We start from the raw sequence: 19,487 nt of genomic DNA, 5'->3' as shown, positions 1-19,487 counted from the left end.
CTTTCTACCAAGCACAAGCCGGGGTGCTGCAAGACGCGTCTCGGCACACAGGAGGGAATGTGTTGATCTTGTTGCCCGCGGTCGACGTGGTCGACGGCCGCGCCGTGCGGCTGGTGCAGGGCAAGGCGGGCAGTGAGACCGAATACGGCTCGGCGCTGGATGCCGCGCTGACCTGGCAGCGTGACGGCGCCGAATGGATCCATCTGGTCGACCTGGACGCGGCGTTCGGACGCGGATCGAACCGCGAACTGCTGGCCGAGGTGGTCGGCAAGCTCGACGTGCAGGTTGAGCTGTCCGGCGGGATTCGCGACGACGATTCGCTGGCCGCCGCCCTGGCCACCGGCTGTGCGCGGGTGAACCTGGGCACCGCGGCCCTCGAGAACCCCGGGTGGTGTGCCCGGGCGATCAGCGAACACGGCGACAAGGTCGCGGTGGGCTTGGACGTGCAGATCGTCGACGGTGAGCACCGGTTGCGGGGGCGGGGCTGGGAAACCGACGGGGGCGACCTGTGGGACGTGCTGGAACGCCTTGACGGGCAGGGATGTTCGCGGTTCGTGGTCACCGATGTGACCAAGGACGGCACGCTGGGCGGTCCCAATCTGGACTTGCTGGCGTCCGTCGCCGAGCGCACCGACGCCCCGGTGATCGCCTCCGGTGGGGTGTCCAGCCTCGACGACCTGCGCGCGATCGCCACCCTCACCGACCGCGGGGTCGAGGGCGCCATCGTCGGCAAGGCCCTCTACGCGGGGCGATTCACGTTGCCGCAGGCGCTGGCCGCGGTGGCGGAGTAGCACCGCATGGACGTGCACACCCTGGTGGCGCAGGCGTCGGCGATTCTCGACGATGCCTCCGAGCCGTTCCTTGCCGGTCACCGCGCCGATTCCGCGGTCCGCAAGAAGGGCAACGACTTTGCCACCGATGTCGACCTCGCGATCGAGCGTCAGGTGGTCGCCGCGCTCGTCGAGGCCACCGGGATCGGGGTGCACGGTGAGGAATTCGGCGGCTCGGCCGTCGACTCGCCATGGGTGTGGGTCTTGGATCCCGTGGACGGCACGTTCAATTACGCGGCCGGATCGCCGATGGCCGGCATCCTGCTGGGTCTGCTGCGGCACGGCGAACCGGTGGCCGGATTGACCTGGCTGCCGTTCATGGACCAGCGCTACACCGCGGTGGCGGGCGGTCCGTTGCGCAAGAATGGGGTGCCGCAGCCGCCGCTCACCCCCGTCGATCTGGCCGACGCCCTGGTCGGCGCCGGGTCGTTCAGCGCGGATGCGCGGGGCCGATTCCCCGGACGTTATCGAATCGCCTTGCTGGAGAACCTCAGCCGGGTCTCGTCGCGTTTGCGCATGCACGGGTCCACCGGAATCGACCTTGCGTTCGTCGCCGACGGAATACTCGGTGCGGCAATAAGTTTCGGCGGCCACGTGTGGGACCATGCCGCCGGAGTCGCGCTGGTCCGGGCTGCCGGTGGCGTCGTCACCGATCTGGCCGGCGAACCGTGGACTCCCGCATCCGATTCCGCGCTGGCGGCCGGCCCCGCCGCCCACGCCGAGATCTTGGAAATCCTGCGCGCCACCGGCCGACCGGAGGACTACTGAGATGCCCCCTGCCCCCAACGGGCTCGCGGTGCGAGTGATCCCGTGCCTCGATGTCGACGGCGGCCGGGTGGTCAAGGGTGTCAATTTCGAGAACCTGCGCGACGCCGGCGATCCCGTGGAGCTCGCGGCGGCCTATGACGCCGAAGGCGCCGACGAGCTGACCTTTCTCGACGTGACCGCATCCTCGTCGGGACGGGCCACCATGCTCGATGTGGTGCGCCGCACCGCCGAGCAGGTCTTCATTCCGCTGACGGTCGGCGGCGGGGTGCGCACGGTGGCCGACGTCGACGTGTTGCTGCGCGCGGGCGCCGACAAAGTTTCCATCAACACCGCCGCGATCGCCCGTCCCGAGCTGCTGGCCGAGATGGCGCGGCAGTTCGGCTCCCAGTGCATCGTGCTGTCCGTCGATGCGCGAACGGTTCCGCCGGGCGCGGTGCCGACACCATCGGGCTGGGAGGTCACCACCCATGGTGGGCGACACGGCACGGGGCTCGATGCGGTCGAATGGGCTTCGCGCGGAGCCGATCTGGGGGTAGGGGAGATCCTGCTGAACTCGATGGACGCCGATGGCACCAAAGCCGGATTCGACCTGGAGATGCTGCGCGCAGTGCGCTCTGCGGTCACGGTGCCGGTCATCGCCAGCGGTGGCGCCGGTGCGGCCGAACACTTCGCGCCCGCCGTCGCCGCCGGCGCCGATGCTGTGTTGGCGGCCAGCGTGTTCCACTTCCGGGAGCTGACCATCGGCCAGGTGAAGGCCGCGATGGCCGCAGAAGGGATCACCGTGCGATGACGCTCGACCCCCAGATCGCCGCGCGGCTGAAGCGCAACGCCGAGGGCCTGTTCACCGCCGTGGTGCAGGAGCGCGGCAGCGGTGACGTGCTGATGGTCGCCTGGATGGACGACGCCGCCCTGGCCCGAACACTGGAAACCCGTGAGGCGACCTACTTTTCACGGTCCCGCGGGCAGCAGTGGATCAAGGGAGCCACGTCCGGTCACACCCAATATGTTCATTCGGTGCGTCTGGACTGCGACGGCGACGCCGTGCTGCTGACCGTAGACCAGGTGGGCGGCGCCTGCCACACCGGCGACCACAGTTGCTTCGACGCCGACGTGTTGCTGGCACCGGAGCGCTGACCCTCGCTCGGCAGCGCGAGGCGTGTGTAGGGTCACTTTCCGCGGGCGTGGGCACATCACTTCGACAAGAATGGCGGTCAATGTCGAAATGGTCGTCCTGGAACGTCGTCGTGCCGGTGCTTTCCGTCGTCGTGCTGGCATTGATCTGGGGCAAGACGCTCGGGCCGGTGCTGGTCGGGCTGACGGCGTTGTTTCTCATCGGTGCGGTGGTAGCCGCCGTGCACCACGCGGAGGTGGTCGCACACCGGGTCGGTGAGCCGTTCGGGTCGTTGGTGCTCGCGGCGGCGGTGACGGTCATCGAGGTAGCCCTGATCGTGGAGCTGATGGCGTCCGGCGGTAACGAGACGGCGACCCTGGCCCGCGACACGGCGTTCGCCGCGCTGATGATCACCACCAACGGGATCGCCGGGCTGTCGCTGCTGCTGGGTTCCCGGCGCTACGGCGTGACGATATTCAACGCCGAAGGCAGCGGCGCCGCGCTCGCAACCGTGACCACCCTGGCGACGCTGAGTCTGGTGCTGCCCGCGTTCACCACCACCACCGTGGGCAAGGAGTTCTCGCCCGGCCAGCTCGCCTTCGCCGCCGTCGCCTCGCTGCTGCTCTACCTCGTGTTCGTCTTCACGCAGACCGTGCGGCACCGCGACTTCTTCCTGCCGATCGCGCAGAAGGGCCAGAAAAGCCTGTTCGCCGACGAAAGCCATGCCGACCCCCCGACCACCCGCGCCGCGCTGACCAGCCTCGCGCTGATGCTCGGCGCTCTGGTGGCGGTGGTGGGCCTGGCCGAAGAAGAGTCGCCGGCCGTGGAGAGGGCGGTGACCGCGGTCGGCTTTCCGCAGTCGTTCGTGGGCGTGATCATTGCGGCGCTGGTGCTACTGCCCGAGACGCTCGCGGCCGTGCGGGCGGCGCGGCAGGGCCGCATCCAGATCAGCTTGAATCTGGCGTACGGCTCGGCGATGGCCAGCATCGGGCTCACGATCCCCGCGATCGCGCTGGCGTCGATATGGCTCAAAGGGCCGCTGGTGCTCGGCCTCGGCGCCATCCAACTGGTATTGCTTGCCCTGACCGTCGTGATCAGCATGCTGACGGTGGTGCCCGGGCGGGCGACCCGCTTGCAGGGCGAGGTGCACCTGGTGCTGCTGGCCGCCTACGTGTTCCTGGCGATCAACCCCTGAGGCTTACGCGCGGGCCCGCAACGTCGCCAGTGCCTTGTCGGCGTGGGTGTCCATATTGAACTCGCTGGAGATCACCTCGAGCACCGTGCGGTCGGTGTCGATGACGAACGTCGTGCGTTTGACCGGCATCAGCTTGCCGAGCAGGCCGCGTTTGACGCCGAATTGGGTCGCGACGCTGCCGTCGCTGTCCGAAAGCAGCGGGTAGTCGAACTTCTGCATGTCCGCGAACTTGGCCTGCTTCTGCACGGCGTCGGCGCTGATCCCCACCCGGTTGGCCCCGACCGCGGCGAACTCGGCGGCCAGGTCGCGGAAGTGGCACGCTTCCTTGGTGCAACCGGGCGTCATCGCCGCCGGGTAGAAGAACAACACCACGGGCCCCCCGGAAAGCAGTTCGCTGAGCGTGCGCGGCGTCCCGGTCTGATCCGGTAGTTCGAAGTCCGCGACGGTGTCACCAGGTTTCATGGCGGACACGCTACGCCGCCAAGCTCTCCGCTCGGGCTTCCACGCGTCTGGGAGGATGGTTCGGTGCACGCCCACCTCGCCGCGACGACCTCACGAGAGGATTTCCGCCAGCTGGCAGCCGAGCACCGCGTGGTTCCGGTGACCCGCAAGGTGCTCGCCGACAGCGAGACGCCGTTGTCGGCCTACCGCAAACTCGCCGCCGACCGCCCGGGCACTTTTCTGCTGGAATCCGCCGAGCACGGCCGTTCCTGGTCACGCTGGTCGTTCATCGGCGCGGGAGCGCCGTCGGCGCTGACCGTACGTGACGGTGAAGCCGTCTGGCTGGGCGTGGTGCCGCACGACGCGCCGACCGGGGGCGACCCGCTGCAGGCCTTGCGGGCCACGTGCGAGCTGCTGGCCACCGGCCCGCTCCCGGGGCTGCCGCCGCTGTCGGGCGGCATGGTGGGGTTCTTCGCCTACGACATGGTCCGGCGCCTGGAACGACTGCCCGAACTGGCGGTCGACGACCTGCAGCTCCCCGACATGTTGCTGCTGCTGGCCACCGATGTGGCGGCGGTCGATCACCACGAGGGCACCATCACGCTGATCGCCAACGCCGTGAACTGGAACGGGACCGACGAGCGGGTCGACGAGGCCTACGACGACGCGATCGCCCGCTTGGACGTGATGACCGCGGCGCTGGGCCAGCCGCTGCCGTCGACCGTCGGCACGTTCGGGCGACCCGAGCCGCGCTATCGCGCGCAGCGCAGCGTCGAGGAGTACGGAAAGATCGTCGACTACCTCGTCGAGCAGATCGCCGCGGGCGAGGCCTTCCAGGTGGTGCCCTCGCAACGGTTCGAAATGGACACCCACGTCAATCCCATCGACGTGTACCGGATGTTGCGGGTCACCAACCCGAGCCCCTACATGTATCTACTGCACGTCCCGAATGACGTTGGCGGAACTAATTTTTCGATCGTCGGCTCCAGCCCCGAGGCGCTGGTGACCGTCGCCGACGGCACCGCGACCACCCATCCGATCGCCGGAACGCGGTGGCGCGGGGGCACCGAGGAAGAGGACCAGCTGCTGGAAAAGGAACTGTTGGCCGACGAGAAGGAACGCGCCGAGCACCTGATGCTGGTCGACCTGGGCCGCAACGATTTAGGCCGGGTCTGCGCACCGGGCACCGTGCGCGTCGAGGACTACAGCCATATCGAACGCTATAGCCACGTCATGCACCTGGTGTCGACGGTGACGGGCACGCTCGACGAGGGCCGTACCGCGTTGGACGCGGTGACCGCCTGCTTTCCCGCCGGCACGCTCTCGGGCGCGCCGAAGGTGCGGGCCATGGAACTCATCGAAGAGGTGGAGAAGACCCGCCGCGGCCTGTACGGCGGCGTGGTCGGCTACCTGGACTTCGCCGGCAACGCCGACTTCGCGATCGCCATTCGCACCGCCCTGATGCGCGACGGCACCGCCTACGTGCAGTCCGGCGGCGGGGTGGTGGCGGACTCCAACGGCCCCTACGAATACACCGAGGCAACCAATAAGGCCCGCGCGGTGCTCAGCGCGATCGCCGCCGCCGAGACGTTGACCGAACCCGTGGGCGATGGCTGACACCGGACGGCCGAAGAGCCGGTGGCTGATCCGAATTGCCCAGGCAGTGCTGGTGGTTGCCGCCGGGACGTTGTGGGTGGCCTCGCGCCTGCCGTGGGTCGTCATCCGGTCGTTCGATGGGCTGGGACCGCCCAAGCAGGTGACATTGGCCGGCGCGGCGTGGTCGACGGCGCTGCTTCCGCTGGCGTTGCTGCTGCTGGCCGCGGCCGTCGCCGCCATCGCCGTGCGGGGCCGGCTCTTGCGCGCGCTCGCGGGCCTGCTGGCGCTGGTCAGTCTGGCGGTCGGCTACCTCGGGGTCAGCCTGTGGGCACTGCCGGACGTGGCGGTCCGCGGCGCTGAGCTGGCGCACGTCTCGGTGATGTCGCTGGTCGGAAGCGAGCGGCGGTACTGGGGTGCGGGCGTCACCGTTATCGCTGCGGCGTGCACGCTGGTAGCCGCCGTCCTACTCATGCGGTCGGCGTCGGACTCGGGGTCGGCACGGTCGAGTGCAATAAAGTACGCGGCGCCGGCGACGCGCCGGTCGAATGTGCGGCGCGGACAGGCCGGCGGGGCGATGCTGGAGGAGCCGGAGACGCCGGGAATGTCGGAGCGGATGATCTGGGACGCGCTTGACGAGGGACGCGACCCAACCGATCAGGCAGGTGAGTCTGACACCGAGGGTCGGTGACGGGCTGCAAGCCGCGGGCCGCTACCCTTCATTGACGTCGTCGCATTCGGCTGGGGACACGAAGTGGCCGTGGATGACAGCGGACGACAGGGCGAAGGGAAACGACAGGCATGAGTCCGGCAACCGTGCTTGACTCCATCCTCGAGGGAGTCCGGGCCGACGTTGCCGCGCGCGAAGCGCTCATCAGCCTGTCGGAGATCAAAGCCGCCGCAGCGGCCGCACCCCCGCCCCGCGATGTGATGGCGGCCTTGCGCGAGCCCGGTATCGGCGTCATCGCCGAAGTCAAGCGCGCGAGCCCGTCGGCGGGTTCCCTGGCGACCATTGCCGATCCCGCCAAGCTGGCCCGTGCCTACGAAGACGGTGGCGCCCGCATCATCAGCGTGTTGACCGAGGAGCGCCGTTTCCACGGCTCGCTCGACGATCTCGACGCGGTTCGCGCGGCGGTCTCGATTCCGATTCTGCGCAAAGACTTTGTCGTGCAGCCCTATCAGATCCACGAAGCGCGTGCGCACGGCGCCGACATGCTGCTGCTCATCGTCGCCGCGCTGGAACAGTCGGCGTTGGTGTCGATGCTCGATCGGACCGAATCGCTGGGCATGACGGCGCTCGTCGAGGTGCACACCGAAGAGGAAGCCGACCGGGCACTCAAGGCCGGGGCCAACGTAATCGGCGTCAACGCCCGCGATCTGGCGACCCTGGAGGTGGACCGGGATTGCTTCGCGCGCATCGCTCCCGGGCTGCCCAGCAACGTGATCAGGATCGCCGAATCCGGCGTGCGCGGTACCGGAGACCTGCTGGCGTATGCCGGTGCAGGTGCCGACGCGGTGTTGGTCGGCGAAGGCCTGGTCAAAAGCGGCGATCCGCGCGCCGCGGTCGCCGACCTGGTTACCGCTGGCACCCACCCGTCCTGTCCGAAACCGGCTCGCTAGTCACTACGTCACTCCAGAAGTCCCTGCGCTGATACGTTGAACCCATGAGCCATCCCCGCGTAGAGCCTTGGTGATGGTGGACCTGTCCCGCCCGGACCTTCCGCTCCCGAGCGCAGCCATCGCAGAACCCACCCGTCACGAACCCGATGCGGGCGGGCATTTCGGCGTGTACGGCGGCCGCTACGTCGCCGAGGCGTTGATGGCCGTGATCGAAGAGGTCACCGCCGCCTACGAGAAGGAACGTGTCAACCAGGATTTCCTGGACACCCTCGATTACCTGCAGGCGAACTACGCGGGCCGACCGTCACCGCTGTATGAGGCGCCCCGGTTGTCCGAACAGGCCGGCGCGCGCATCTTCCTCAAGCGAGAAGACTTGAACCACACCGGTTCTCATAAGATCAACAACGTGCTCGGCCAGGCGTTGCTGGCTCAGCGGATGGGTAAGAAACGGGTGATCGCCGAGACCGGGGCCGGCCAGCACGGCGTCGCGACCGCCACCGCGTGCGCCTTACTCGGTCTCGAATGCGTGATCTACATGGGCGCCGTCGATACCGAGCGTCAGGCGCTCAACGTGGCGCGCATGCGCCTGCTGGGGGCCACGGTCGTCTCGGTCGAAAGCGGTTCGAAGACGCTCAAGGACGCGATCAATGAGGCGTTTCGGGATTGGGTGACCAATGCCGACACCACGTTCTATTGTTTCGGCACCGCTGCCGGCCCGCATCCCTTTCCCGCCATGGTCCGCGACTTCCAACGCATCATCGGCCTCGAGGCGCGCGCCCAGATCCAGGCCCAGGCGGGCCGGTTGCCCGACGCCGTGGTGGCCTGTATCGGCGGCGGCTCCAACGCCATCGGCATCTTCCACCCGTTCATCGACGACCCCAACGTGCGGTTGATCGGATTCGAAGCCGCCGGTGATGGGGTCGAAACCGGAAGGCACGCTGCGACTTTCAGCGGCGGCTCACCCGGGGCGTTTCAGGGATCGTTCTCGTATCTGCTGCAGGACGAGGATGGGCAGACCATCGAATCCCATTCCATCTCAGCCGGTCTCGATTACCCAGGAGTGGGTCCAGAGCACGCGTATCTGCGCGAGACGGGGCGCGCCGAATACCGTCCGATCACCGACTCGGAGGCGATGGACGCGTTCCGCGTGTTGTGCCGCACCGAAGGGATCATCCCGGCGATCGAATCGGCGCACGCGGTAGCCGGTGCCCTGAAATTGGGCCCCGAGTTGGGGCGGGGCTCGATCATCGTGGTGAACCTGTCCGGCCGCGGCGACAAGGACGTCGAGACCGCGGCGAAGTGGTTCGGGCTGTTGGGATCCAGCGATCGATGACGGTCAAACACAGCGAGGCGGACAAGCTCGAGTCGGTTTTCGATGGCTGCCGCAAAGACAACCGCGCGGCGCTGATCGGCTATCTGCCCACCGGCTACCCCGACGTGTCGACGTCGGTGAACGGGATGACCACCCTGGTCGAATCGGGTTGCGACATCATCGAAGTCGGCGTCCCCTATTCGGATCCGGGCATGGACGGCCCGACCATCGCCAAGGCCACCGAGATCGCGCTGCGCGGTGGTGTGCGCGTTCGTGACACGCTTGCCGCGGTCGAGGCGATCAGCGCGGCGGGCGGCCACGCCGTGGTGATGACGTATTGGAACCCGGTGGTGCGCTATGGGGTTGACGCATTCGCGCGGGACCTGGCATCGGCCGGCGGGTACGGCTTGATCACCCCCGATCTCATCCCCGACGAAGCCGGGCAGTGGTTGGCGGCCTCCGACGATTATGGGTTGAACCGCATCTTTCTCGTCGCGCCGTCCTCGACGCCGCAGCGGTTGGCGATGACGGTGGAGGCGTCGCGTGGCTTCGTCTACGCGGCTTCGACGATGGGCGTGACGGGTGCGCGTGACGTCGTGTCCAACGCGGCACCCGAATTGGTGAGCAGGGTAAGGGAGATATCCGACATACCAGTGGGTGTCGGACTGGGGGTGCGATCGCGGGAGCAGGCCGCCGAGATCGGCAGCTACGCAGACGGTGTCATTGTCGGGTCGGCGCTGGTGTCTGCGCTGGGAGACGGAGGGTTGACTGCATTGCGTGCGCTGACTGAAGAACTCGCCGCCGGTGTTCGTCAGAGGGCGGACGCCTTATGACGAAGCTACTGGCCTATTTTCCGAGCCCGTCGCAGGGCGTATGGCACCTCGGGCCGCTGCCCATCCGGGCCTACGCGCTGTTCATCATTGCCGGCATCGTGGTCGCATTGCTGATCGGTGACCGGCGCTGGGCGGACCGCGGCGGCGAGCGCGGCGTCATCTACGACATCGCACTGTGGGCGGTGCCGTTCGGGCTGATCGGTGGTCGGCTCTACCACCTGGCCACCGACTGGCGCACCTATTGGGGCCCGGGCGGCGCGGGAGTCGGCGCGGCCGTGCGGATCTGGGACGGCGGGCTGGGCATTTGGGGCGCGGTGGCGCTCGGCGGCGTCGGCGCCTGGATCGGCTGCCGCCGGCGCGGGATCCCGCTTCCTGCCTTCGCCGACGCGCTGGCCCCGGGAATCATTCTGGCGCAGGCCATCGGTCGGCTCGGCAATTACTTCAACCAGGAGCTCTATGGCCGCGAAACCACGCTGCCGTGGGGCCTGGAGGTCTTCTACCGCCGAGACCCCTCGGGATACATCGACCCGCATTCGCTGGATGGCATCTCGACGGGCCAGATCGCATTCGTGGTGCAGCCGACGTTCCTCTACGAATTGATCTGGAATGTCCTGGTTTTCGTCGTGTTGATCTACGCCGACCGGCGCTTCAATCTGGGCCACGGCCGACTGTTCGCGCTGTATGTGGCGGGCTATTGCGTGGGGCGATTCTGTGTCGAGTTGCTGCGCGATGACACCGCAACCCACATCGCCGGCATCCGGATCAACTCGTTCACATCGACTTTCGTGTTCATCGGGGCCGTGGTGTATCTGATGGCGGCGCCAAAGGGCCGCGAAGACCCCGCCACACTGCGCGGCAACGAGTATCTCGAAGAGGAAGCGGCCGGCGTCGAGTCGGAGTATGAGCCCGCAACGGTGGCGGTCGCGACGACTGCGGCGGGCGCGGCGGCCGCAGCCGACGCGCCGCCGGGCTCGGCCGAGGCGGCGGAGGCTGACGACACCACCACCGCCGCCGCCGCGGAAGCCGAAGAACCGGTGGCGGACTCGACGGAAGCCGCCGTCGACTCGGGCGATGCCGGGGCAGACGAGCCCGAGGTCGAATCGGAAGCCGAAGTGCCGGAAGTCGAGCCCGAAACCGAGGCGTTGGCCGAAACCTCCGAATCGGACGAGCCGACAGCCGAGGCTCAATTGGTCGACGGGGAACCGGAAGAGGCAGAAGCGGAAGAGCCCGAGGCCGAAGCGGAGGAACCGGAATCGGAAGAGCCGGAAGCGGAAAAGCCTGAAGCCGAAGCCGAAGCCGAAGAACCGGAAGCGGAAGAACCGCAAGCCGAAGAACCGGAAGCCGCAACCGAAGACGAGCCCGTCGACGAGGAATCGGACGGAAAGCCCGCCGCCCAGGAGCCCGCCGAAACGACGCCTGCCCAATCGGAACCCCGTCGGCGCTGGGGCTCGCGGCTGCGGAACCGGTTGTCGGGCCGCTAACGGCCGCCCGTGTCCCGATTCCCGCGGCCGGGCGCGACGGATCTGGCATCCTGAAAGGCGTGACCAACGCGAGGTCAGCGGGCTAAGTGATGCAGCCTCACACTCCCGCGCATGCTCCGGGACAACCCCGTCCACGCGGCGGGCGGGGTCACCGCCTGCTCATCGGGGCCGGTACCGGCGTGGTGCTGGGTGGCGCGCTCGGCTACGTCGCGCTGGTCGACCCGCACAGCCCGAGTTCGGTCTACCCGGCGTGTCCGTTCAAGCTGCTCACCGGCTGGAATTGCCCGTTTTGCGGTGGCCTGCGGATGACGCACGACCTGATGCACGGCGACCTGATGGCCGCCATCCACGACAACGTCTTCGCGCTGGTGGGAATCCCGCTGCTGGCTGCCTGGCTGCTGGTGCGCCGCGCGCGCGGCAAGGGGCTGCCGCCCACGGCGGCGTTGCTGGTGGCCGTGGTCGCGACGATCGCCTGGACGGTGCTGCGTAACCTGCCGGCCTTCCCGTTGTTTCCCACCGTTCTTGGTGGGTAAGAGCACACCGCGCGCGAGCGATGATGTGCGGGCCGCGGGGGTTGCACGCGACTATGCTGGGTCGGCGTGAGTAGACGCGGAAAGATCGTCTGCACCCTTGGCCCCGCGACCAGTTCGGATGAGTCGATCCTGGCCCTGGTTGGGGCCGGCATGGATGTCGCTCGGTTGAACTTCAGCCACGGCGACTACTCCGACCACAAAGCCGCCTACGAGCGCGTCCGGTCGGCTTCCGACGCCACGGGCCGAGCCGTCGGCGTACTCGCCGACCTGCAGGGCCCCAAGATCAGGCTGGGACGTTTCGCCACCGGACCCACGTACTGGGCCGACGGCGAAACGGTGCGCATCACCGTCGCGGACTGCGCAGGCGACCACGACCGGGTGTCGACCACCTACAAGAAGCTGGCCGAGGACGCCGCCGTCGGTGATCGGATTCTGGTCGACGACGGCAAGGTTGGCCTTGTCATCGACGGCATCGAGGGCGACGACGTGGTCTGCACGGTCGTCGAGGGCGGCCCGGTCAGCAACAACAAGGGCATCTCGCTGCCAGGCATGAACGTGTCGGCACCGGCCTTGTCGGAGAAGGACGTCGACGACCTCACCTTCGCGCTGGAACTCGGTGTCGACCTGGTCGCGCTCTCCTTCGTCCGTTCGCCGTCCGACGTCGAGTTGGTGCACGAGGTGATGGACCGTGTCGGCCGTCGGGTGCCGGTGATCGCCAAACTGGAGAAACCGGAGGCCGTCGACAATCTGGAAGCCATCGTGCTGGCCTTCGACGCGATTATGGTGGCCCGCGGCGACCTTGGCGTCGAACTTCCCCTGGAAGAGGTTCCGCTCGTGCAGAAGCGGGCCATCCAGATGGCCCGGGAGAACGCCAAACCGGTGATCGTCGCGACCCAGATGCTCGATTCGATGATCGAGAGTTCTCGGCCGACCCGGGCCGAGGCCTCGGACGTCGCCAACGCCGTCCTCGACGGCGCCGACGCGGTGATGCTGTCCGGGGAAACCTCGGTGGGGAAGTACCCGTTGGCGGCCGTTCGGACGATGGCGCGCATCATCTGCGCGGTCGAGGACAACTCCACGGCCGCGCCGCCGCTGACACACGTGCCGCGTACCAAGCGCGGGGTGATCTCGTATGCGGCCCGCGACATCGGCGAGCGGCTCGACGCCAAGGCGCTGGTCGCGTTCACCCAGTCCGGCGACACGGTCAAGCGCCTCGCGCGCCTGCACACGCCCCTGCCGCTGCTCGCCTTCACCGCGTGGCCCGAGGTGCGCAGCCAGCTCGCCATGACGTGGGGAACCGAAACGTTCATCGTCCCGATGATGACTTCCACCGACGGCATGATCCGCCAGGTCGACAAGTCACTGCTGGAGCTCGGTCGCTACAAGCGCGGCGACCTGGTGGTCATCGTCGCCGGCGCGCCACCTGGCACAGTAGGGTCAACCAACCTCATCCATGTGCACAGGATCGGGGAGGACGACGTCTAACTAGAGGAGAGCGTGTGGCGGCCGGCTGTGAGTCTGGAGGGCCAGGAGAAGCCGCCACACAGGCCCATTCGGATTTCGCGGAGCTGCTGGCGACTCTCGACCTCCATCGCGTCGACGACAACCTGTTCATCGGCTCGCATCCGAGCAAGAACCCGATGCGGACCTTCGGTGGCCAGCTGATGTCGCAGTCATTCGTCGCGAGCAGCCGCAGCCTGCTTCGCGACGACCTGCCGCCGAGCGCGCTGTCGGTGCACTTCATCAACGGGGGAGACACCGCCAAGGACATCGAATTCCACGTCACCCGCCTGCGCGACGAGCGCCGCTTCGCCAATCGGCGCGTCGATGCGGTGCAAGACGGCACGTTGCTGTCGTCGGCGCTGATCTCCTACATGTCGGGCGGCCGCGGCCTGGAGCACGGCATCGAGCCGCCGCAGGTTGCCGAGCCGCACACGCAGCCCACGATCGGCGAACTGCTGCGCGGCTACGAGCAGACGGTTCCGCACTTCGTCAACGCGCTGCAGCCGATCGAATGGCGCTACACCAACGACCCGGCATGGGTGATGCGCACCAAAGGCGACCGGCTGCCGCACAATCGGGTCTGGGTCAAGGCCCTGGGCGACCTTCCCGACGACCCCGTATTGCACACGGCAACAATGGTGTATTCGTCGGATACCACCGTGTTGGACTCGGTTATCACCACGCACGGTCTTTCGTGGGGATTCGACCGCATATTCGCCGCGTCGGCCAATCATTCCATTTGGTTTCACCGGCAGGTCAACTTCAACGACTGGGTGCTGTACTCCACATCGTCGCCGGTGGCGGCCGACTCGCGCGGGCTGGGCACCGGGCACTTCTTCGCACGCTCCGGGCAACCGCTGGCCACGGTGATGCAAGAAGGAGTGCTCAAATACTTCCCTCCATCCGGCCGATAAAACGTTATCGAATAGGTGCATAACCTCTCGTTCGAATTCGGCCGCGAAACGGTCGTCGTCGGGCGTAGCGTTGACGTAGTCGGGTATTCGGTGCAAAGGGCGGCCACAAGCCGCCGTGTCATTGCATCGGGAGGTGATGGTGAACGGGCCAGTGGTCGACGTCACGGCGGCGAGAACCCGCGCGCGCGAACGCGTTGTCGTCTCCGTCGATTCACTCGGGGCCCGGCTGATCGGCGCTCTGGCGCTGTTGTGCGCCGCATGCTGGTTCATCGGGATACTCGCCCGGCACCACACCCATCCGAGTTGGGACTACACGGACCGGTTGGCCTGGTCACTGACCGTTCTGGTGGCGGTGGCGTGGATGGCTCGCGGTATCTTCCTGGGCCGGCCAGTGACGACGATGCATGCCGTCGTCGCCGCCTTTTTCGTGCTGGCCGGGCTGGGCTTGCATGTGCTGTCCTTCGATCTGTTCGGCGATGTGGTGATCGCCAGCTCCGGCATGGTGTTGATGTGGCCGACGGCCTCCCACCCACGTCCCGATGATCTGCCCCGGCTGTGGAAGCTGATCAACGCGACCGGCGGCGACGCGCTCGCCCCGTTCACGATGCAGACCGGCAAGAGCTACCACTTCACCGCCGACGGCACCGCGGCGCTCGCGTACCGCACGCGGATGGGGATCGCCGCGGTGGGGGGCGACCCGGTGGGCGACGAGGCGCGCTTTCCGGAACTGGTCGCCGATTTCGCCGCCACCTGCCACGCGCACGGATGGCGCATCGCCGTAGTGGGGTGCAGTGAGCGGCGGCTGAGCCTGTGGACCGATTCGTCAGTGCTAGGACAACCGTTGCGGCCCATACCGATCGGCCGTGATGTAGTCGTTGATGTTACCGGTTTCGACATGGTGGGCCGCAAATTCCGCAACCTGCGTCAAGCGGTGAAGCGGACCCACAACTGCGGTGTGACAACCGAAATCGTGGCGGAGCAGGAGCTCGACGAGAAGTTGCTGGCCGAGCTCACGGAGGTGGTCCGGGAGTCGTCCAAGGGGGCCCGCGCCGACCGCGGATTCCACATGAACCTCGACGGCGTACTGGAGGGCCGGTTCCCCGGAATCCAGCTGATCATCGCCAGGGACAAAGCGGGCACCGTGCAGGCGTTTCACCGATACGCCACGGCCGGCGCCGGCAGCGACATCACCCTCGACGTGCCGTGGCGCCGGCGCAGCGCCCCCAACGGGCTTGACGAGCGGCTCAGTGTCGACATGATCATGGCGGGCAAAGAGACTGGGGCACAGCGGGTATCGCTTGCGTTCGCCGCGTTTCCCGAGATCTTCGATGACAAGAACCGCGGCCGGACCCAGCGCGTCTTCTATCGGTTGATCCACGTGCTCGACCCGTTGATCGCCCTCGAGTCGTTGTATCGGTATCTACGCAAGTGGCATGCCCTCGACGCCCGTCGCTACGCGCTGATCTCCATGGCGCAGATCGTCCCGCTACTGTTCGTGCTGTTGTCGCTGGAGTTCATGCCGCGCCGGCGACACCTCTGAGTGTGTCTGCGCCTGTGTCACAGTGAGTTGCTGACAGCCCAGCCCCGTGGGCAGGTGGTGAGTCGCGACCACCACCGTCCGTTGCGGGGAAAACAACCGTGAGTTCGGGGTCAACAGATCTCGCAGAATCCGTTCCGAGTCGGTGACATCGAGATGTTCGGTGGGTTCGTCGAGCAGCACGATCCCCGCGGGAGAGATCACCGCCCGCGCGAGCAACAGCCTCCTGCGCTGGCCGGCCGAAAGAGCCTGCGCCCCAGCGGTGAGCACCGTGGCCAAGCCGTCGGGAAGACCGGCGATCCACGAGTGCAGTCCGACCGCGTCCAGCGCTGCCGTCAATTCTTCGTCGTCGCAGTCTCCGCGCGCGACCAGCAGGTTGTCGCGGATGGTGGTGGCGAAGACATGGGCGTCCTCGGCGAAAAACCCGATCGCGCTGCGTAAGTCGGATTCGTCGAACTCGCTCACGTCGGTGTCGCCCAGCCTCACCCGCCCGCCCAGCGGTGGCAGCAGGCCGGCGAGCGTCATCAGCAGGGTCGTCTTCCCCGAACCGCTGGCGCCGGTGACGGCCAGCCGCGCGCCGGCCGGCAGATCCACCTTGATGCGGGTCGAGCGTGCCGCGCCGTCATGACCGGAACGTACGTCGGCCGACAACCGTCCGGTACCGACCGGTGCGGGTACGCTCGCCGTCGCGATCTCGGACCCGGGCGGTGCCAGTTCGAGCAGGCGGCGCGCGGCGATCCGCGACCGCGTCAATTGCGCCGCGGCGGCCGGTAACGGCGTCATCGCCTCAAAAGCGGACAGCGGCAGCAGCATCAGCACGGCCAGCGTGGTGGGCGCGACCGCGTGCGCCAACCCGATCGCGCACACCACCGCGCCCAGCACGCTCGCCCCGATCGCCGCGGTCGGCATCGCCGCTGCGACAGCCGCCGGTTTCGCGGCGGCGTCCAGCGCATCGCCCCAAGCGCGTTGCCGGCGTTGCGATTCGGCGATGACATCGGGAAGCAGGCCGGCCACCCGGAGCTCGGGCGCGTGCTCAAGGGCGAGCATGGCCGACGTGTCTCGTTCGGAATGATGCTGTCGCGCAACGTCTTCCTGGGCTGCGGCGGCACGGCCGGCGATTCGGGGCGCGACCAAGCCGGCGGTCAGCAGGCAGACGGCCAGCACCACGGCCGCCGCCGGCGAAATGGCCGCGACGACCGCGGTTGCCGCCAGCGCCAGCACGACCGCGACGCCGATCGGCACCACGGCGCGAACCAGGACGTTGGCCAGCTCGTCGACGTCAGCGCCCGCGCGGGCTACCAGTTCACCGCTGTGCAGCCGGACGGAGGCCGCCACCGGTCCGCGCGCCAACCGTTGGTAGATCTGTACGCGTGCGGTGCCGGCCGTCCGCAGGGCCGTGTGATGGGTGGCCAGTCGCTCGCAATAGTGCAGCACGCCCCGCGAGATCGCGAACATGCGAACCGCGACCGCCGCCACCGACAGGTCCAGGACGGGCGGCATCTGCCAGGCGCGCGTGATCAGCCATGCCGAAACGCCGGCCAAGGCCAGTGCGCTGCTTAGCGAGAGCACCCCGAGCGCGATCGCCGCCAGTACGCGGGTTAGCCGCGGGCACAGCAGTGCCAAACCGTCGATCAGCGGATCAGGTTGCGACATAACGCACCCCGCGCTCGGCGACCACCTCGACGACCTGGTCGCCGATGGCCAGGACAGGCGCACGGTGGCCGACGACGATCACGGTCGCACCGGCCCGCGCCCGCTCGACGATGGCCCGCAAGACGCGCTCCTCGGTGGCGGCGTCCAGGTGGGCGGTCGGTTCGTCGAGCAACAGCACGGCGGCCGTCGAGCCGAGAGCCCGGGCCAGACCCAGCCGTTGTCGTTGTCCCAGCGACAAACCGGCACCGCCGCGCCCGAGCGCGGTGCCGCCGGCATCTGGCAGTTCGGCCAGCACCGCGTCGAACCCGGAATCGGCACAAGCCTTTTCGACGTCGTCGAGGTTCCCGAGCAGCATCAGGTTCTCATCGACGGTGCCCGGCACCAGCACCGGACGTTGCGGAAGCCAGGACAGTTGCGGCCACCATCCGGTGGGCTCCAGGTCGGCGACGTCGACGCCGTCCACGCTGACCCGGCCCGACGAGGGCACGCTGATGCCGGCGATCGCCTGCAGGGTGGTGCTCTTGCCGGCGCCGTTGCGCCCGGTCAGCACCGTCACCGAGCCGGGTTCGATGACCGCGTTCAGATCGCGCGGCGCCCGGCCGTCGCGGCCGCCCACGGTCAGATGATCGAGGTGAATCCGCGCGCCGCGCGCGCTGACCGTCAAAGTCCCGGCCTTCGGCGCGGTCGGCTCGCCGATGAGGGCGAACGCCGCAGCGGCCGCGGTCCTGCCGTCCTGCGCGGCGTGGAATTCCACGCCGATGCGGCGCAGCGGCCAGTACACGTCGGGAGCCAGTAGCAGGACCGTCAACCCGGTGGTCAGGGTCATCTCACCGAACACCAGCCGAAGACCTATCCCGACCGCGATCAGCGCCACCCCGAGCGTGGCCAACAGCTCCAGCACCAAAGCCGACAGGAATGCGATCCGCAGCGTCGCCATGGCCGAACGGCGATGTGCCGCAGCCAGTTCGGCGATACGGCGCTCGGGCCCCACGACGCGCCCCAGTGCGCGCAGGGTGGGGATGCCGGCGATCAGGTCCAGCAACCGGGCCTGCAGCGTCGTCATCGCGGCCAGCGCCGCGGCCGACCGGTCAGCGGTGGCGAGTCCGATCAGCACCATGAAGATCGGTATCAGGGGCAGCGTGATCGCCACGACCACCGCCGATTTCAGGTCGTACGCCGCGATCACGGCGACCGTGGCCGGGGTCAGGATCGCGGCGAGCAGCAACGTCGGCAAGTAGCCGGTGAAATAGGGGCGCAAGCCGTCCAGTCCGCGGGTGACCACAACGGCGGCCGAGTCGCGTTGCGTCGCGAGTTCGCTGGGTTGCCTGGCGGTCACCGCGGCAAGCACCTGGCCGGACAGATCGGCGATGACCGCGCTGGCCCCCCGTTGCCCCAGCCGGGCCTGCAGCCAATGCGTCACGGCACGGACTACCCAGAGCGCCAACAGGATTGACAGCGGGACCAGGAAGGCGCGCAAACCGCGGGCGCCGGAATCGCCGACGGCGCGCGCGACGATGCCCGCCAGGACGACCGCCGAGCCGATCGCGCAGCCCGAGATCAGAACGCCGCAGCCCACCACGGCGACCAGGTAGCGGCGCAACGCCGCCGACGCCCGCCACAGTCGCGGGTCCAGGGGCGCCCGGCTGGTACGGTCCGTACCGCTCAGGACGCGCGCCTTGCCAGGCCGATGGGCGCGGGTATCCGGTCGGCCGAGATCCGTTGCCGGAATACCCAATACGTCCATGCCTGGTAGATCACCGTCAGCGGAGCCATGAACGCCGTCACCCACGTCATGACTTTGAGGGTGTAGTGGGTGGAGGAGGCGTTGTAGATGGTCAGGCTCCAGTGCTGGTTCAGCGTCGAGGGCACCAGGTTCGGATACAGCGACGCAAAGAGCAGGATCACGACGGCCGCGACCACCAGTGCGACGCAGGTGAACGCCCACCCGTCGGAGGCGCGCCGCCACACCAGCAGCACCGCCGCCAGCTGCGCCAGCACCGCCGCGGCCAGCACCACCCAGCTCCAGTCCTTGCCATGGCAGGTGGTGGTACCCGTCGAGCGGGCCGACTTTGGTTGGCAGATCATTGATGCCACGAGCTGGCGGGCGGCCCGGCTTGCTGAGGCCGTCGGCGCCGAGTTACGTCGCCCGTTCGATCTGGCAAG

19 protein-coding genes are annotated in these 19,487 nt (G+C 68.2%); 15 read left to right on the top strand and 4 right to left on the bottom strand.

What is annotated here, in order from left to right; all coding sequences use genetic code 11:
- Nucleotides 1-59: 59 nt before the first annotated feature.
- The 5 genes from priA (at nucleotide 60) to AC5Y4T_RS17735 (ending at nucleotide 3,904) form a co-directional block, all read left to right on the top strand.
- Complete coding sequence (gene priA, locus AC5Y4T_RS17755; RefSeq protein ID WP_499921628.1) at nucleotides 60-791, top strand: bifunctional 1-(5-phosphoribosyl)-5-((5-phosphoribosylamino)methylideneamino)imidazole-4-carboxamide isomerase/phosphoribosylanthranilate isomerase PriA; 732 nt, start codon at nucleotides 60-62, stop codon at nucleotides 789-791.
- Between the two features lie 6 nt (nucleotides 792-797).
- Nucleotides 798-1,598, top strand: a complete 801-nt coding sequence (locus AC5Y4T_RS17750) for an inositol monophosphatase family protein (protein WP_499921627.1) — start codon at nucleotides 798-800, stop codon at nucleotides 1,596-1,598.
- Between the two features lies 1 nt (nucleotide 1,599).
- Entirely contained in the window at nucleotides 1,600-2,388 is a 789-nt protein-coding gene (hisF, locus tag AC5Y4T_RS17745) for an imidazole glycerol phosphate synthase subunit HisF (protein ID WP_499921626.1), read from the top strand.
- Nucleotides 2,385-2,732: a phosphoribosyl-AMP cyclohydrolase gene (gene hisI, locus AC5Y4T_RS17740; protein ID WP_499921625.1), complete on the top strand. Its 348-nt coding sequence runs from the start codon at nucleotides 2,385-2,387 to the stop codon at nucleotides 2,730-2,732. The genes hisF and hisI overlap by 4 nt, the downstream gene beginning before the upstream one ends.
- An 80-nt stretch (nucleotides 2,733-2,812) precedes the next feature.
- The gene (locus AC5Y4T_RS17735; RefSeq protein ID WP_499954569.1) at nucleotides 2,813-3,904 is read left to right on the top strand and encodes a calcium:cation antiporter; all 1,092 of its coding nucleotides are present in this window, start codon (nucleotides 2,813-2,815) and stop codon (nucleotides 3,902-3,904) included.
- A 3-nt stretch (nucleotides 3,905-3,907) separates the two neighbouring features.
- Here the strand turns inward: AC5Y4T_RS17735 and AC5Y4T_RS17730 are convergent, their stop codons facing one another.
- Nucleotides 3,908-4,366, bottom strand: coding sequence for a peroxiredoxin (locus AC5Y4T_RS17730; protein WP_499921623.1), 459 nt, complete (start codon nucleotides 4,364-4,366; stop codon nucleotides 3,908-3,910).
- Between the two features lie 63 nt (nucleotides 4,367-4,429).
- Here AC5Y4T_RS17730 and AC5Y4T_RS17725 point away from each other — a divergent pair, with 63 nt between their 5' ends.
- From AC5Y4T_RS17725 to AC5Y4T_RS17680, 10 genes are all read left to right on the top strand, one after another.
- Nucleotides 4,430-5,962 (top strand): anthranilate synthase component I, encoded by a 1,533-nt coding sequence (locus AC5Y4T_RS17725; RefSeq protein WP_499954567.1) that lies wholly within the window; start codon nucleotides 4,430-4,432, stop codon nucleotides 5,960-5,962.
- Nucleotides 5,955-6,629, top strand: a complete 675-nt coding sequence (locus tag AC5Y4T_RS17720; RefSeq protein ID WP_499954565.1) for a TIGR02234 family membrane protein — start codon at nucleotides 5,955-5,957, stop codon at nucleotides 6,627-6,629. The genes AC5Y4T_RS17725 and AC5Y4T_RS17720 overlap by 8 nt, the downstream gene beginning before the upstream one ends.
- A 110-nt stretch (nucleotides 6,630-6,739) precedes the next feature.
- A complete protein-coding gene (gene trpC, locus AC5Y4T_RS17715) occupies nucleotides 6,740-7,558 on the top strand; it encodes an indole-3-glycerol phosphate synthase TrpC (RefSeq protein ID WP_007776189.1) in 819 nt (272 codons plus the stop codon).
- Nucleotides 7,559-7,628: 70 nt separating this feature from the next.
- On the top strand, nucleotides 7,629-8,891 hold the full coding sequence (trpB, locus tag AC5Y4T_RS17710) for a tryptophan synthase subunit beta (RefSeq protein ID WP_499921742.1): 1,263 nt from the start codon (nucleotides 7,629-7,631) through the stop codon (nucleotides 8,889-8,891).
- The gene (trpA, locus tag AC5Y4T_RS17705; RefSeq protein WP_499954563.1) at nucleotides 8,888-9,703 is read left to right on the top strand and encodes a tryptophan synthase subunit alpha; all 816 of its coding nucleotides are present in this window, start codon (nucleotides 8,888-8,890) and stop codon (nucleotides 9,701-9,703) included. The genes trpB and trpA overlap by 4 nt, the downstream gene beginning before the upstream one ends.
- The gene (locus AC5Y4T_RS17700; RefSeq protein WP_499954561.1) at nucleotides 9,700-11,184 is read left to right on the top strand and encodes a prolipoprotein diacylglyceryl transferase; all 1,485 of its coding nucleotides are present in this window, start codon (nucleotides 9,700-9,702) and stop codon (nucleotides 11,182-11,184) included. The genes trpA and AC5Y4T_RS17700 overlap by 4 nt, the downstream gene beginning before the upstream one ends.
- A 179-nt stretch (nucleotides 11,185-11,363) precedes the next feature.
- Nucleotides 11,364-11,717 carry a DUF2752 domain-containing protein gene (locus tag AC5Y4T_RS17695; RefSeq protein ID WP_499954663.1) on the top strand — a complete coding sequence of 118 codons (354 nt, stop codon included), beginning with the start codon at nucleotides 11,364-11,366 and terminating at the stop codon, nucleotides 11,715-11,717.
- A gap of 66 nt (nucleotides 11,718-11,783) precedes the next feature.
- Nucleotides 11,784-13,202, top strand: coding sequence for a pyruvate kinase (pyk, locus tag AC5Y4T_RS17690; protein WP_499921618.1), 1,419 nt, complete (start codon nucleotides 11,784-11,786; stop codon nucleotides 13,200-13,202).
- A gap of 14 nt (nucleotides 13,203-13,216) precedes the next feature.
- Nucleotides 13,217-14,134: an acyl-CoA thioesterase II gene (locus AC5Y4T_RS17685; protein WP_499954559.1), complete on the top strand. Its 918-nt coding sequence runs from the start codon at nucleotides 13,217-13,219 to the stop codon at nucleotides 14,132-14,134.
- A 139-nt stretch (nucleotides 14,135-14,273) separates the two neighbouring features.
- Nucleotides 14,274-15,674 carry a bifunctional lysylphosphatidylglycerol flippase/synthetase MprF gene (locus tag AC5Y4T_RS17680; protein ID WP_499954661.1) on the top strand — a complete coding sequence of 467 codons (1,401 nt, stop codon included), beginning with the start codon at nucleotides 14,274-14,276 and terminating at the stop codon, nucleotides 15,672-15,674.
- Here AC5Y4T_RS17680 and cydC read toward each other — a convergent pair.
- The 3 genes from cydC to AC5Y4T_RS17665 all read right to left on the bottom strand — a co-directional run.
- On the bottom strand, nucleotides 15,621-17,324 hold the full coding sequence (gene cydC, locus AC5Y4T_RS17675; RefSeq protein WP_499921615.1) for a thiol reductant ABC exporter subunit CydC: 1,704 nt from the start codon (nucleotides 17,322-17,324) through the stop codon (nucleotides 15,621-15,623). The two genes, AC5Y4T_RS17680 and cydC, sit on opposite strands and share 54 nt — an antisense overlap.
- Nucleotides 17,311-18,924: a thiol reductant ABC exporter subunit CydD gene (cydD, locus tag AC5Y4T_RS17670; RefSeq protein ID WP_499921738.1), complete on the bottom strand. Its 1,614-nt coding sequence runs from the start codon at nucleotides 18,922-18,924 to the stop codon at nucleotides 17,311-17,313. The genes cydC and cydD overlap by 14 nt, the downstream gene beginning before the upstream one ends.
- A 62-nt stretch (nucleotides 18,925-18,986) precedes the next feature.
- Nucleotides 18,987-19,487: cytochrome d ubiquinol oxidase subunit II (locus AC5Y4T_RS17665; RefSeq protein WP_499954557.1), on the bottom strand; the 501-nt coding region annotated here is incomplete at its 5' end.

Source organism: Mycobacterium sp. NGS11, from assembly GCF_059813315.1.
Note: the sequence above shows the minus strand (reverse complement) of the source record. Positions and strands in the feature narration are given on the sequence as shown.